The sequence below is a fragment of the Microbacterium hibisci genome (assembly GCF_015278255.1).
In the GTDB taxonomy this organism is placed as follows: domain Bacteria; phylum Actinomycetota; class Actinomycetes; order Actinomycetales; family Microbacteriaceae; genus Microbacterium; species Microbacterium hibisci.
This window is the reverse complement of the sequence record NZ_JADIJC010000005.1, coordinates 309,578-323,209: the sequence shown is the minus strand read 5'-3', so window position 1 is coordinate 323,209 and position 13,632 is coordinate 309,578. Positions and strand designations below refer to the sequence as shown.

Below are 13,632 nucleotides of genomic sequence, written 5' to 3'. Positions count from 1 at the left end.
GGGCTTGCCATCCTCGGGTGGCTCATCGCTGCCCATCCGAGCCTCGAGGAGACGACCTATGGCCGCCATCGAAACGACCCCCGGCACCGGCAGCCTTCCCGCCGTCACCCGTACCGCCGACGGCGCGCCGCGGCTGAGTCCCGAAGAGAGCCGGGTCATCTGGCTGCTCCTCGCGGCCGCGTTCGTCGCGATCCTCAACGAGACGACGATGGGCGTGGCGATCCCCCACCTCATCGTCGACCTCGGCATCACCGCGCTCGCGGCGCAGTGGCTCACGACGGCGTTCATGCTGACGATGGCCGTGATCATCCCGATCACCGGCTTCCTGCTGCGGCGCTTCACGACGCGCACGATGTTCGTCGCCGCGATGGGGCTGTTCTCCCTGGGAACGCTCGTGGCGTTCCTTTCGCCGGGCTTCCCGATGCTCCTGGCGGCCCGCGTCGTGCAGGCGTCCGGCACCGCGATCATGATGCCGCTGCTCATGACGACGCTCATGACGGTGGTGCCGGCCGCCATCCGCGGCCGCATGATGGGCCGCGTCAGCATCGTGATGTCGCTCGCCCCGGCGATCGGTCCGACGCTCGCCGGGGCCATCCTCAACAACTTCGAGTGGCGCTGGATCTTCGGGATCGTCCTGCCGATCGCGATCGTCGCGCTCGTCGTGGGCGCGCGCTGGATCCACAACCTCGGCGAGACCACGCACGCGCCGATCGACGTGCTGTCGGTGATCCTCTCGGCACTCGGCTTCGGCGGCCTGGTCTTCGGGCTCAGCCAGCTGGGCGCGGGCGGCCACGGCAGTGGGGCGGATGCCGCGGCTGCGAGCGCCGCGTCGACCACGACGCTCGTCGTGTCACTCGCCGTCGGCGTCGTCGCGCTTGGTCTGTTCGGGTGGCGCCAGGTCGTGCTGCAGCGCGAGGACGATGCGCTGCTCGACCTGCGCGTGTTCCGCAGCGCCAACTTCTCGCTGTCGATCGGCCAGATGGCGATCATGTCGATGGCGTTCTTCGGCGCGATCACCGTCGTACCGCTCTACCTGCAGGACGTCCTCGGCGTCGACCCGCTGACCACCGGACTGGTGGTGCTCCCGGGCGCGCTCGCGATGGGCCTCGCCGGACCGATCATCGGCCGGGTCTACGACCGCTGGGGTACCACGGTGCTCCTGGTGCCGGGCGCCGTCATCACGAGCGGCATGCTGTGGGTGTACACGACCTTCACCGAGGCGACGCCGGTGTGGGCCGTCGCGATCGCCCAGACCGTGCTGTCGCTCGGCCTCGCGCTGTCGTTCACGCCGCTGTTCACGGCGTCGCTCGCTTCGCTGCAACCGCGGTTCTACTCCTACGGATCTGCGGTCGTCGGCACCGTGCAGCAGGTCGCCGGCGCAGCGGGCATCGCGCTCATGTTCGGCGTCATGGCGGCCGCGACCAGCGCGGCGACCGCGTCGGGCGCGGGCGAGGTCGCCGCGGGTGCCGCCGGCACGCACGCCGCGTTCCTGACCGCCGCGATCCTGTCGCTGCCGCTCCTGGTGGGTGCCTTCCTCATCCGCAAGCCGGCGGATCAGCCGATGGGTGCCCCCATCGGCCACTGAGCCGCGGCCCCAGCAGCCACGACGTATCACGCGGATGCCCCGCCCCTCGACAAGGGGTGGGGCATCCGCGATTCTGGTTGCGCCCGCTACCGACGGAAGGCATCCCGATGATCGTCAGCACTCCCGAGATCGACGGCGCGACCGGTCACGTCGGCGAGATGTACGACGGCGACCTGCGCGGTGACGGCTTCGTCTTCGCCCACACGCGGGCGATGGCGGTGAACCCCGACGCGCACCAGGCGTTCGAGGATCTGATCCACGCGATCGTGCCCTCGATCGGCCTCCGCACCTACGAGCTCGCGACGCTCGGCGCGGCGCGCGCCATCGGCTCGGAGCACTGTCTGCTCGCCCACGGGCGCAAGAGCCTGCGGGCGGGCCTGTTCGACGAGGACCAGCTCGCCCGGCTCGCCCGACATGACGGCGACGCCGGCCTCGACGACGCGGACGCCGCGGTGGTCGCCTACGCCGAGAAGCTGTCGACGGACGCCGCGACGATGACGGATGCCGACACCCAGCGCCTGCGCGACCTCGGCTTCAGCGATCGTCAGATCGTCGACATCACGCTGGCAGCGGCGGCGCGGAACTACTTCAGCCGGGCGCTCCAGGCTCTGGCTGTGCCGGTGGACGACGTGCCCGGCCTGAGCCCGGCGCTCGCCTCGGCCTTGCGGGCATCCGGTGGGGCCGCGCGCGACCTCAGTGGTGGATGACGGCCTTCAGCAGGATCAGCACTCCGCCGAACGCGGCGGTGATGATGGCGCTCAGGATGCGAGGCAGCCAATGCGTGCTCCACCGGGCGACGGCGATCCAGCCGAGCGCACCCAGCAGGAGGGTGTTGACGATGAGCGCCGCCCACAGCGCGGACGAGTCGTCCACGACGCGTGTGGCACCGAGAAGAAGGATGACCAGCGGCGGCACTGACGCGAGCAGCATGCCGCCGGACTGATGAGCGGACGCGCGGAGGCTCGCGCGCAGGCCCGCCTGCCCGTCGGTGGCCGCCAGACGCCCGAGCGTGCCGGCGAAGACGTGTGCCGCGAAGAAGACGATCACGGTGACCGCGACGGTGACGAGCGCCTCCCACGACGTGCCTTGGGCGGAGCCGCTGACCACGATCATGCCCGAGACCAGGATGAGGCCGTAGATCGCCTCCTCCGACATGAGGATGCGACCCACTCGCGGGGTGATGTGCAGCTGTTCGTCTGTCATCGACGGCGAGGGGTGGGAGTGCGGCGCGGGGTCAGTCGATGCTGCAGCTGCTGCCGCCGCAGCACGAGCCGCCGGACTCCACCACGGTGAGGAGGTTCTTCTCGTCCGGAACGGGCGCGAGGGTGACCGGGGCGGGCTGCTGCGAAGTCGTCATGCCGTCCATGCTACCCAGGTCGCCGGCCGGCGAGGCCGTGGCACCCGTGTCGCGGGCCGCCGGTGCCGGACCCGCCGTCGCCGAGAGCAGCAGTGGCCCCTCGGTCGTCACAGCGGCCTGCCGCCGTTCTGACACGTCGGGCAGTACTGCGCCGAGGCCCCCGAGAACGTGAGGTCGAGGATGGTGTCGCCGCAGACCGGGCACGCGTCGCCCGTGCGCCCGTGCACCCGCATGGCAGCGACCTTCTCGGCTTTCAGCAGGTGGATCGGCGTGCCCTCGCGTGCGGCGATCGCGCCGCGGACGGTCGAGACGGTGGCGTCGAACAGCCGGTCGGCGGCGGCCTCGTCGAGCGCCGACGCGTGCGTCACGGGAGCCACCTTGGCCAGGTGGAGGATCTCGTCGGAGTAGGCGTTGCCGATGCCGGCGAGAGACTCCTGCTCCTGCAGGATCGCCTTGACCTGCTTGCGGCGTCTGCCCAGGGCGCGAGCGAAGTCATCGCGCGTGAACTCGGCGTCGGCGGGATCGGGGCCGAGCTTCGAGATGGCCGGCACCTCGGCCGGGTCGCCGACCACATGAAGGCCGAGCGACACCCAGTCTCCGGCATCCGTCACCTCCAGCGTCCGGTCTCCGGAGAGACCGAACGTCGCCAGCGCCGGCGGCGCGTCGTCTGGGGCGGCCGTGTGGTCGGCGGGAGCGTCTGCCTGCGGATCGAGCCACCGCATCCATCCGTGACGGCCGAGCGAGACGACGAGGCTGCCGTCGTCGAGCGCCAGCTCCACGTGCTTGCCGTGGCGCGACGCACCCGTGATCGTGCGCCCGGCCAGCCCCTCGGGCGGACGGCTGCGCGTCTTGATCGCGCGGAACTCGAGCACGTCGACATCGCGGATCTCTCGACCGGAAGCCTCCGCCGCGAGGAACCGCGCGAGGGCCTCCACCTCCGGCGACTCGGGCATGGCCCCATCCTGCCACCGACCGCCGACACCGCGGTCGGTCAGCCGCGAACGGCGGTCGGTCAGCCGCGAGCGGGCGGGCGGTGCGGGATCGGATCCGGCTTGTACGCGCGCATGCTGCGGGGATGGTCGAGCAGCTCCACGGCGGCGTGGAACAGCGCTTCGAGCGAATCGTAGTGAGCGGTTCCGAGGCCCAGCGCGATCCACACCGCCTCGTAGGTGCCGGTGTCGAGCAGCTCGACGTACGCCACCAGGCGTGCCGCGTCGCCGCGCTCCACGTTGCGGTCGCACAGCCGCCAGGATCGGTCGGAGAGGGGGGTCAGGACCAGCTGATGGATCGCAGCGGCCTGCCGCGCGGTATCGGTCATGGTCGGCGCCTCCTCCTCGAGTCCTGGTGGCCAGAGCCTCCCTGCCCGCACGAGCAGCACCGAGGGGGTTGACAGTCCAGCACTGTCCTGTCTAGACATCCGCGCGTCACGCGGCGGGTTGTGCAACCTCCGCGTCAGCCGTCGTGGGGGTCGCGTTCGCCGTCGACGACGGCAGCACCGCCACGTCTTCCAGTTCGAGCACGAGTCCGCCGTTCGAGCTCGCTGCCGTCGCGAGACGGCCGAGGAGCTCGCGATCGATCATGTTCTCTTCCGGGGTGTCGAAGACGAACCGGAGCGGGATCGAGGGCTGGAGCCAGATCGAGGAGCGGCCGGTGCCGTCAGGATGGCGCCACGACATCATGAAGCTCTCGTTGCGGCGCAGCTTGGTGGCGATCAGCACCTTGACGTGTGCGAGGAGGTGCTCGGGTATCTGGATCGCGGCGCCTTCGGCGCCATAGATCAACTGGGCCATGAGAGATCTCCTTCCGGAGGGTCGCTTCTCATGATAGTTCGATGTCGAACATTTCAATAATGAGAGTTTCGTCATCATAGGTTCGAGAGACGAGTGTTTCGTTGCCGAATAGTCAAAGAACTGGGAATAATGGACCCTAGAGCCCCAGCGGGCCGGGACGATGGTGGAGAACGCGATGTCGACCAGAACTGCAGACAGCCCACGGCCGGACGTCGCAGGCATCCTCGAGCGCCTCCGGCTCGCCGAGGCGAAGCTCGCTCGCCAGCGAGAACAGCAGACCGGGATGAACGAGAGCGACCGCGCGGCGATGCGCTATCTGCTCGAGCGGGTCGACACCGAGGAGGTCACCCCCGGCATGATCGCGCGCGCCGTGCACCTCTCCCCCGCGTCGGGTACGGCACTGATCGACCGCCTGGTGGCGCGCGGCCTCGTCGTCGTGGGCGGTCATCCTCGGGATCGGCGGAAGAAGCTGGTGCGGCCATTCGATCGCAACGTGGATCCGGACCACCTGGATCCGCTCACCACGCGGCTTCGCACCCTGGCCGATAGCCTCCCTACCGGCGAGGCCCGCGTCGTCGCCAGCTTCCTGGAGGAAGTCCTGATCACGGTGACCCGCGCGGGCGCTGCTGCGACCTGATGCCGCCGCAGGACTTCAGTGCTGCGGCACCGACAGCCGCTGCGAGATCTGATCCAGGGCGTCGCGGAGCGAGGCGAACTCGCACACGCCCGCCGAACCGGTGACCCACAGCAGGTACACGCGCCCGTCCTTGCACTCGAGGTAGGCGATCACGCGATGCGGGTCGTTCGGGTCGACGGCCGGGTCGCACGCGACCCACGCACCCGATCCCACCCACAGCAGCTCCGGCCGACGGACCTGATCCCCGGCGATCGGTGTCGCGAGCATGGCAACCTCCCCCGTGCGGCTGTGACGCATCCCACGCGTCACGATAAAACATGGCGGACCGAACCCGACCCTGAGAAGGGCTTGACGCGGCGCCCTCCATCTGCATCCCGGGTCAGGCTCTCAGCGGTGTGCCGTTCCCGCGTGATCATCCCCGCGAGGGCGACGTAGGGTGGGTGCGATGCGCGAGTTCGTCCGAGGAGCCGGCCTGCTGCTGCAGGGATTCGCCTACTGGCGCCGCCGCCCGGGACTCATGGCGCTCGGCCTCGTGCCCGCCGCGATCGTCGGCGTGCTGTTCCTTGCCGGGCTCATCGCGCTCGGGACCTTCCTCCCGGCGATCACCGAGGCGATGACGCCGTTCGCCGACGGGTGGCCGGGCGTGTGGGCCACCGTGTTCCGCGTGGCCGTCGGCACCGCCCTCGTCGGCGCTGCCCTGGTGCTGGTGGCCGTCTCGTTCACTGCACTCACTCTGGTGGTGGGTGAGCCGTTCTACGAGCGCATCTGGCGGGCGGTGGAGGCGGATATGGGTTCGTCCGACATCGAGGCGCCGTACGGCTTCTGGCGAGCGGTCGGCGATGCGCTGGGGCTGGTCGCGCGCGGTCTGGCGATCGCGGCCGCGGCCGCGCTCATCGGTGTCATCCCCGTGGCGGGCGCGGCGCTGAGCACCGTCTTCGCGGTCCTGTTCACCGGCTGGCTGCTGGCGGACGAACTGTCGTCACGCGCCCTGACGGCTCGCGGCATGGATCGGTCCGTGCGACGCCGCCTGCTGCGGAGGCACCGCGCGAGGGTGCTCGGATTCGGCGTGGCGACGCAGCTCTGCTTCCTCGTCCCGCTCGGTGCGGTGGCCACGATGCCGGCCGCCGTCGCCGGGTCGACGCGTCTCGCGCGCTCCGTGCTCGACGACGCGACCGCCGCCGCGGGGACCCGCGCGCTCGGCTGACGCATAACCGCTGGGTGATACCGTCGCGCCAGAACACCGACGAACGGAGCGAGACGTGGGCGACGACCCTGACCTGGGCCTCGTGCTGGGCGGGGGTGGGGCGTTCGGCGCCGCCCACGTCGGCGTGCTCCAGGTCCTCGCCGAACGGGAGATCCGGCCGGGCATCGTCGCCGGGACGAGCTCCGGCGCCCTCATCGGCGCCGCCTACGCCGCCGGACTCGACGTCGAGCAGATCGAGCGAGCCACCCGCGCGTTCCGCTGGCGCGCCATCGCGCGATGGTCGTTCACGCCACGGTGGGGCCTGCTCGACACGACCGCCGTCGACGATGCGGTGGGGCGCGTCCTCGGCGCCGACCCGCTGATCGAGGACCTGCCGCGCCGGTTCGCGGCCTTCGCGACCGACCTGCGCACACGGCGGGGCGTGATCCTCGACGAGGGTCCGTTGAGCCTGGCCCTGCGGGCGACGGTAGCCGTCCCCGGCCTGCTGCCGCCGGTCCGTCGCGGAGCAGCCCTGCTGGCGGACGGCGGCATGATCGACAACGTTCCGGTGGACGCCGCGCGCTCTCTGGGCGCGTCGCGCGTGATCGTGGTGCGACTGCACGCGAAGTGGGAGAACGTGCGGATGATGCGCACCGTCACACGCACCGCGGATCTCGTGCGCGACCCGTCGGTGGTGCTCGTCCAGCCCGAGATGGAGCGCATGGCGCAGTGGACGATGGCCGACGTGCCCCGCCTCATCGCCGAGGGACGCCGGGCCGCGACGGCCGCCCTCGATGCGGCGGCCCTGCGAGAGGAGCCCGCGGGCTGATCGGACCGCGGGCTCCTCTCGTGGTCACATCCGCGCGTAGCGGGCTCGCGCGAAGCAGAACAGCCCGTAGATGATCAGCCCCGCCGCGACGACCCACAGGATCACCGGACCGAACGGAAGCGCCGCGAGGGTGTGGAGCGCGGCATCCAGTCCCCCGGCCGCCTCGGCATCGTGCGTGAAGGCGGCGACGACGAACAGCACGCCCGTCACGCCTACGGCGATCCCCTTGGCCACGTAGCCCACGATGCCGAAGGTGACGATGCCCTTCCGCGCGACACCCGTCGGCAGATCGAGGTGCTTCTCGAACGCCCGCGTGAATCCCCGGACGATGAAGGCGATGCCGATGCCGAGCACCCCGAGTCCGACGATCACGAGGAGGACGATGCCGCCGGGCGTGCTCATCAGCTGAGCGCTGAAGGTCTGCGTCGACTCCGACGAGTCCGAGCTGCCACCCATCGCATAGACGACCGCGGTGATCGCGATCGCGATGTAGACGAGGGCGGTGCCGATGTACTTGATCCGGTGGCCCCACTTCTTCTTGGAGTCCGGGTCGCGCTCGAGGAACGCCTCGGCGATCTGCCACGCGGCGAGCGCGACGAGGCCGATGGCGATGGCCCAGAGCAGGAAGACGCCCGCGGGGGTGTCGCGGATGGTCTCCATGGCGCCGCCCTGATCCGCCTCGCCGCCGCCGCCCATCGCGACCGAGATCGCGATCACGCCGATGACGATGTGGAGCACGCCGAGGACGACGTAGCCGATGCGGGCGATGGTACGGAACACGGGTGATTCCTGCGCGGCCCGCGCCGCGCTTTTCGCAGTGGTCATTCGCGAAGCGTATCCAGGCATCGCGGTGGGCAGATGGGGCTTGAAATCCGGCGGAGAATCACTTCGGCGGCGACGATGACATCGCGCGTCGGACCCGCAGAGCCTGGACGGCGCACCACACGAGCGTGGCGACCGCGATCCCCTCCAGCATCCCCGCGATCACGTCGCTCAGCCAGTGCGCGTACAGGTAGGTGCGGCTCCACATCATGAGCACGACCCACAGCCCGCCCAGCGCCCAGACGTACCAGCGGCGCAGCAGGAGGCCGAGCGTGACGGCCATGGTGGTGGCGACGGCGGTGTGCCCCGAGGGGAACGACGTCGCCACACTCTCGGCGAGCGAGTTCTCGGGCCGGACGCGCGCGATGATGGCGGCCATCGGCGCCCCGATCGCGACGACGGTGACGATGGCGAGCGCGAGGTTCGCGGCATCCCATCGTCGTCGTCGCCACAGGAAGATCGCCACCAGCACGATGCCGATGATGATCACGCCGATGGTTCCGCCCACGATCGCCGGGACCCACGCGATGACGATGCCGACGTCGCTGTAGGTCGCGACCATGAGGTCGTGCCACCACACGTCGATCGGAAGCGGCTCGTGCCCGCCGAGGGCGACCACGAACCGCAGCACGACGAAGGCGACCGTGGCCGCCACGCCGACCACGAGCACGATGCCGCGATGCGGGTCGGGATGCGGCAGCGGCTCGAGCCCCAGCGCCGCGGACTCCTCGTCGTTCTGCTCCTCGGTGTCGCTCACGGCACCATTGTCGGCGAGGCGGGCCCCACACGGGAATTCTTCGTCAGCCCCTTGCCGAGCCCGGGTCGGCTGTCGTACAGGCGTGCACGGCAGGTTCCGATGCACGTGCGGCACGCCCCCATTGACGTGCGGGGCGCTCACTGCTCTGATGAGCGCATGGAGGCGGTCGTCGACGTCGACTACGTGGTCGTCGGGGCGGGGGCGATGGGGATGGCGTTCGCAGACGCCCTCGTCGCCCACGATCCCGATGTCTCGGTGGCGATCGTCGATCGCCGCCACGGTGCGGGCGGTCACTGGCTCGACGCGTACGGCTTCGTGCGGCTCCACCAGGCCTCGGCGTTCTACGGTGTCGCGTCCACGCTCCTCGGCGACGGCCGCACACAGGAGGAGGGGCCGGAGCGCGGACTCCACGAGCGGGCGAACGCCGCCGAGGTGTGCGCCTACTATGCGCGCGTGCTGGCGCGGCTCACCGCCACCGGTCGTGTCGCGTTCCACGGCCGCTCCGAGTACCTCGGCGACGGCCGAATCACCTCGCTGCTGAGCGGCGCGCGCTTCCATGCGCCCGGCGCACGCATCGTGGATGCGCGGTACCTCTCGCCCGACATCCCGTCGCTCACTCCCCCGCCGTTCGCGGTCGAGGACGGGGCGCGGGTCGTCGCCGTGAACGAGCTGGTCCGCCTCGGCGAGGCGCCCGAGCGCTTCGTGGTCGTCGGCGCGGGCAAGACGGCGACCGACACGTGCGTGTGGCTGCTGCAGAACGGCGTGCCGCCGAACGCGATCACCTGGGTGCGGCCGCGGGATCCCTGGCTGCTCAACCGTGCCGTCGTGCAGCCGGACCCTGCGATCTTCCTCGGGATGGCAGCCGACACGATGGCCGCGGCGGCCGCGGCGACGAGCGCCGACGACGCCTTCCTGCGGATGGAGGATGCCGGCATCATGCTCCGCGTCGATCCCTCGGTCGCGCCGACCATGGCCAAGACGCCGACGCTCGCCGTCTGGGAGCTGGACCTCGTCCGCCAGATCGACGACGTCATCCGGCGCGGTCACCTGCAGGCGGTCGCGCCCGGTCGCCTCGCATTCGCGGACGGCGACGTGCGCGTGCCCGCCGGGGCGCTCGTGGTGCACTGCGCGGCGGAGGGGCTGAAATATCCCGGCGTGCGCCCCATCTGGGCGCCCGACGCGATCACCCCGCAGCCGGTGCGCGTCGGCTTCCCGTGCTTCGGCGCGGCGCTGGCCGGCTACGTCGAGGCCACCCGCGACGACGACGCCGAGAAGAACCGGGTGTGCCGGCCCTCACCGTACTCGAACACCCCCCAGGACTGGGCGCGGATGCAGGTGATCGGCGGCGACGCCTCCCTGGCGATGACGCGGGAGGCCGACCTGCGCGACTGGTCCAACACGACGCCGCTCAACCCCGCGCGCGTGTCTCCGGACCGCGCCGACGACCCCGCCGTGCTCGCGGCGCGCGCGCGATTGAAGGAGAGCATCGCCCCGGGGCGCGAACGGCTCGCGGAGTTCGCCGGAACCGGCTGAGCCGGTGCGAACGCCACTCCGCGGTGACGCGTCAATCCCAGTCGAGGTATTCCTCGATGATCACCGCGGTCTCGATCGGAGAGGAAGCCGGGAAGAGGTGATCGCCCTCGACCGTCTTGATGCTGGCTCGCTCCGGAGCCCCGGCCTGGAGGGCTTCGGCGTTCGCTGACGGGGTGACGGCGTCGTCCGTCCCCTGGATGATGAGGATGGGCAGCGCCGGCGCGAGCGCGATGTCCTTCTCCTCGACGCCGAGGAGCAGCAGCCCGTTGGAGCGGTCGGCGTGGGCCGCGACGAGCTCCCGCGCGACCGTGCCGCCGAACCCGTGTCCACCGATCCAGGCCCGCTCGAGCCCGATGTGGTCCAGAACCGCGAGCACGTCGGCGGCACGCTCGGCGGCGGTCGGTTCGGCTCCCGCTCGCGCGGCGGACCGGTAGCCGACGCGCACCACGTGGAAGCCGGCCTCCTCCGCGAGGTAGTGCCCCACGACGCCGAGGACGTCCTGCCCGCGCTCCGGGATCAGCACGAGCCCGATCGGGCCGTCTCCCTCCACGACGAACGGGACAGCGCGCGCCTCGGGCTCGAAGATCTGGATGTCGGTCATTCTCAGCGGATCCTTTCGGCGGCTTTCTCAGACGTTGAAGCGGAACTCGACGACGTCGCCGTCCTGCATGACGTAGTCCTTGCCCTCGAGCCGGGCCTTGCCCTTGGCGCGGGCTTCGACGACCGAGCCGGTCGCGACGAGGTCGTCGTACGAGATGACCTCGGCCTTGATGAAGCCCTTCTCGAAGTCCGTGTGGATCACTCCGGCCGCCTGCGGCGCCTTCCAGCCCTTGCCGATGGTCCAGGCGCGGGCCTCCTTCGGGCCGGCCGTCAGGTAGGTCTGCAGACCGAGGGTGTCGAAGCCGATGCGGGCGAGCTGGTCGAGACCCGACTCGTCCTGCCCGGTGGACGCCAGCAGCTCCGCGGCGTCCTCGGGGTCGAGGTCGATGAGCTCGGACTCGATCTTCGCGTCGAGGAACACCGCCTGGGCGGGGGCGACCAGCGCCGCCAGTTCGGCCTTGCGCGCGGCATCCGTCAGCACCGCCTCATCGACGTTGAAGACGAAGATGAACGGCTTCGCGGTCAGCAGGCCCAGCTCCTTGATCGGGGTCAGATCGATGCCCGACCCAGAGAGCAGCTCCCCCCGCTGGAGCGCGTCGCGCGCCTCGACGGCCGTCGCGAGCACCGCAGGGTCGAGCTTGCGGCCCTTGACCTCCTTCTCATAGCGCGTGATGGCGCGCTCGAGCGTCTCGAGGTCGGCGAGCTGGAGCTCGGCGTTGATCGTCTCCATGTCGCTCTGCGGGTTCACCGCACCGTCGACGTGGACCACATCGTCGTCGGCGAAGCCGCGCACCACCTGGGCGATCGCGTCGGCCTCGCGGATGTTCGCCAGGAACTTGTTGCCGAGGCCCTCGCCCTCCGACGCGCCGCGCACGATGCCCGCGATGTCGACGAACGAGACCGCCGCCGGCAGGATCCGCTCCGAGCCGAAGATCCCGGCGAGCGTGTCGAGCCGGGGGTCGGGCAGATTGACCACGCCGATGTTGGGCTCGATCGTCGCGAACGGGTAGTTCGCGGCGAGCACCTGGTTCTTGGTCAGGGCGTTGAAGAGGGTCGACTTGCCGACGTTCGGGAGACCGACGATTCCGATGGTGAGAGCCACGGGCATCCAGTCTAGTTGGCGACGGATGCCGCGCCCCGCGGCATCCGTCCTCCGAGGGTCAGTCGGGGTCGACGCGCCAGCGCATGAGCACGTTGCCCGACTCCTCCCAGGCGCGGGTCTCGAGGAGCTTGAGGGCGACGGCAGGGCGCGCGTCGAACAGCGGCACCCCCGACCCGGCGATGAGCGGGAACGTCACCAGGTGCAGCTCGTCGACCAGCCCCGCGTGCATCAGGTCGTTCCAGAGGACGCGGCCGAGGAGGATCAGGATGCCGCGCCCCTGGCGCTGCTTGAGCGCGGCGACCTCCGACCGGGCGTCGGCGACCGGCACGATGCGCACGTTCCGGTACGGCGCGATGTCGTCCTCGGTGATCGTGTCGGACACCACGATCTTCTCGATCCCGAGGATCAGCTCGGCGAACTCGCGGCGGATCGCGGTGGCCTCGGGGTCGGCACGCACCCCCGTCCAGTAGCCGAGGTTGCCGAGGGCCGATCGACGGCCCGACAGCACGAGCGTGTCGGACGCGTGCATGAGACCGGTCGTGTAGTGGTCGAAGGTGTCGGCCCCGTGATAGTCGGGGTGCTGGTGCTCGAAGAAGGAGGCGATGTCGTGGTGGTCGTCTTCGTAGCGGCCGTCGACGGTGACGAAGTTGCAGACGGTGAGGGTGCGCACGCGGCCACGCTACGCCGCTCCCCCGACACATGCGGCACCCGGCGGAACCGTCGCTGTGCATCGGCCTGAGCCGTTGCCCCGCCGGAGGCCCGGCGGGATACTGACCGCGTGGAGGAGTGCTGCGCCCCGCGGACGCCGGACGGCTACGACCGCGAATTCGACGCGCGGTTCGCACGGCGCCTGGCGCGCCGCTACCGGCGCAGCGGTCTGACGCCGAGCGCCCGGCTGATCCTCGACTTCGCCGACTCGGTGGGTCTCGAGGGGGCGGCGGTGCTCGAGATCGGCGGCGGCATCGGCGACATCCAGCTCGAGGCGCTCCGGCGCGGCGCGTCCCGCACGACGAACCTCGAGCTGTCCTCCGCCTATGAGCCGGAGGCGGCGCGGCTGCTCGACGAGGCCGGGATGCGCGACCGGGCGAAGCGGATGCTCGGGGTCGATCTGGCGGGGACGCCCGAGGCGGTCGGCCCCGCCGACATCGTCGTGCTCCACCGCGTGGTGTGCTGCTACCCGGACTATGACCGCCTCCTCAGCGCCGCCGCCGGCAGGAGCCGGCGTGCCGTGGTGTTCAGCCACCCGACGTACAGCCTCTGGGCGCGCAGCATGGCCCGCGCCCTCAACGCGTTCTACGGGCTGATCGGCAACCCGTACCGCGCCTTCGCCCACCCGCCGGACGCGATGGTCTCGGTGCTCCGCCGTCGCGGCTTCGAGCCGCGCTACCGCGGGCGCAGCGGGCCGTGGCACGTGGTCGGCGCGGTGCGCGCGTAGCG

Annotated in this window: 18 protein-coding genes; 7 read left to right on the top strand and 11 right to left on the bottom strand. The window is 70.9% G+C overall.

The features are described from left to right. The first annotated feature begins 58 nt into the window (after positions 1-58). Together IM770_RS11915 and IM770_RS11910 are read left to right on the top strand one after the other, a co-directional pair. Complete coding sequence (locus IM770_RS11915) at positions 59-1,585, top strand: DHA2 family efflux MFS transporter permease subunit (protein WP_203581345.1); 1,527 nt, start codon at positions 59-61, stop codon at positions 1,583-1,585. A 107-nt stretch (positions 1,586-1,692) separates the two neighbouring features. Further along, complete coding sequence (locus IM770_RS11910; RefSeq protein WP_203581344.1) at positions 1,693-2,292, top strand: carboxymuconolactone decarboxylase family protein; 600 nt, start codon at positions 1,693-1,695, stop codon at positions 2,290-2,292. Here IM770_RS11910 and IM770_RS11905 read toward each other — a convergent pair. From IM770_RS11905 to IM770_RS11890, 5 genes are all read right to left on the bottom strand, one after another. After that, the gene (locus IM770_RS11905) at positions 2,279-2,788 is read right to left on the bottom strand and encodes a hypothetical protein (RefSeq protein WP_203581343.1); all 510 of its coding nucleotides are present in this window, start codon (positions 2,786-2,788) and stop codon (positions 2,279-2,281) included. The genes IM770_RS11910 and IM770_RS11905 overlap by 14 nt on opposite strands. A gap of 31 nt (positions 2,789-2,819) precedes the next feature. After that, the gene (locus IM770_RS18065) at positions 2,820-2,942 is read right to left on the bottom strand and encodes a hypothetical protein (protein ID WP_275403154.1); all 123 of its coding nucleotides are present in this window, start codon (positions 2,940-2,942) and stop codon (positions 2,820-2,822) included. Positions 2,943-3,049: 107 nt separating this feature from the next. Further along, the gene (locus IM770_RS11900) at positions 3,050-3,895 is read right to left on the bottom strand and encodes a DNA-formamidopyrimidine glycosylase family protein (RefSeq protein ID WP_203581342.1); all 846 of its coding nucleotides are present in this window, start codon (positions 3,893-3,895) and stop codon (positions 3,050-3,052) included. Between the two features lie 59 nt (positions 3,896-3,954). Next, positions 3,955-4,260, bottom strand: a complete 306-nt coding sequence (locus tag IM770_RS11895) for a hypothetical protein (protein WP_203581341.1) — start codon at positions 4,258-4,260, stop codon at positions 3,955-3,957. A gap of 106 nt (positions 4,261-4,366) precedes the next feature. Further along, the gene (locus tag IM770_RS11890; RefSeq protein ID WP_203581340.1) at positions 4,367-4,732 is read right to left on the bottom strand and encodes a DUF7882 family protein; all 366 of its coding nucleotides are present in this window, start codon (positions 4,730-4,732) and stop codon (positions 4,367-4,369) included. Positions 4,733-4,892: 160 nt separating this feature from the next. Between IM770_RS11890 and IM770_RS11885 the strand changes: the two genes are divergently transcribed. Continuing rightward, positions 4,893-5,369, top strand: coding sequence for a MarR family winged helix-turn-helix transcriptional regulator (locus tag IM770_RS11885; RefSeq protein WP_203581339.1), 477 nt, complete (start codon positions 4,893-4,895; stop codon positions 5,367-5,369). 15 nt (positions 5,370-5,384) lie between these two features. On the opposite strand, the gene IM770_RS11880 is transcribed toward IM770_RS11885, so the two are convergent. Continuing rightward, positions 5,385-5,636 (bottom strand): hypothetical protein, encoded by a 252-nt coding sequence (locus IM770_RS11880; RefSeq protein WP_203581338.1) that lies wholly within the window; start codon positions 5,634-5,636, stop codon positions 5,385-5,387. A 178-nt stretch (positions 5,637-5,814) separates the two neighbouring features. On the opposite strand from IM770_RS11880, the gene IM770_RS11875 reads away from it, so the two are divergent. Together IM770_RS11875 and IM770_RS11870 are read left to right on the top strand one after the other, a co-directional pair. Beyond that, positions 5,815-6,573: an EI24 domain-containing protein gene (locus IM770_RS11875; protein WP_203581337.1), complete on the top strand. Its 759-nt coding sequence runs from the start codon at positions 5,815-5,817 to the stop codon at positions 6,571-6,573. 55 nt (positions 6,574-6,628) lie between these two features. Beyond that, positions 6,629-7,381: a patatin-like phospholipase family protein gene (locus IM770_RS11870; RefSeq protein ID WP_203581336.1), complete on the top strand. Its 753-nt coding sequence runs from the start codon at positions 6,629-6,631 to the stop codon at positions 7,379-7,381. A 24-nt stretch (positions 7,382-7,405) separates the two neighbouring features. On the opposite strand, the gene IM770_RS11865 is transcribed toward IM770_RS11870, so the two are convergent. Both IM770_RS11865 and IM770_RS11860 read right to left on the bottom strand, forming a co-directional pair. Beyond that, positions 7,406-8,206: a DUF1206 domain-containing protein gene (locus IM770_RS11865; protein WP_203581335.1), complete on the bottom strand. Its 801-nt coding sequence runs from the start codon at positions 8,204-8,206 to the stop codon at positions 7,406-7,408. A 58-nt stretch (positions 8,207-8,264) separates the two neighbouring features. Continuing rightward, on the bottom strand, positions 8,265-8,960 hold the full coding sequence (locus IM770_RS11860; protein WP_307785443.1) for a phosphatase PAP2 family protein: 696 nt from the start codon (positions 8,958-8,960) through the stop codon (positions 8,265-8,267). A gap of 156 nt (positions 8,961-9,116) precedes the next feature. Here IM770_RS11860 and IM770_RS11855 point away from each other — a divergent pair, with 156 nt between their 5' ends. Continuing rightward, the gene (locus tag IM770_RS11855; protein WP_203581334.1) at positions 9,117-10,493 is read left to right on the top strand and encodes an NAD(P)-binding protein; all 1,377 of its coding nucleotides are present in this window, start codon (positions 9,117-9,119) and stop codon (positions 10,491-10,493) included. Between the two features lie 31 nt (positions 10,494-10,524). Here IM770_RS11855 and IM770_RS11850 read toward each other — a convergent pair whose 3' ends face one another. Genes IM770_RS11850 through IM770_RS11840 form a run of 3 tightly spaced genes read right to left on the bottom strand, consistent with a single transcriptional unit; the run spans position 10,525 to position 12,865 of the window. Then, the gene (locus tag IM770_RS11850; RefSeq protein WP_203581333.1) at positions 10,525-11,094 is read right to left on the bottom strand and encodes an alpha/beta fold hydrolase; all 570 of its coding nucleotides are present in this window, start codon (positions 11,092-11,094) and stop codon (positions 10,525-10,527) included. Between the two features lie 27 nt (positions 11,095-11,121). Beyond that, on the bottom strand, positions 11,122-12,195 hold the full coding sequence (gene ychF / locus IM770_RS11845; protein ID WP_203581332.1) for a redox-regulated ATPase YchF: 1,074 nt from the start codon (positions 12,193-12,195) through the stop codon (positions 11,122-11,124). Positions 12,196-12,253: 58 nt separating this feature from the next. Next, entirely contained in the window at positions 12,254-12,865 is a 612-nt protein-coding gene (locus IM770_RS11840) for a dihydrofolate reductase family protein (protein WP_203581331.1), read from the bottom strand. A 108-nt stretch (positions 12,866-12,973) separates the two neighbouring features. Here IM770_RS11840 and IM770_RS11835 point away from each other — a divergent pair, with 108 nt between their 5' ends. Beyond that, entirely contained in the window at positions 12,974-13,630 is a 657-nt protein-coding gene (locus tag IM770_RS11835; protein ID WP_203581330.1) for a class I SAM-dependent methyltransferase, read from the top strand. Positions 13,631-13,632 lie beyond the last annotated feature (2 nt).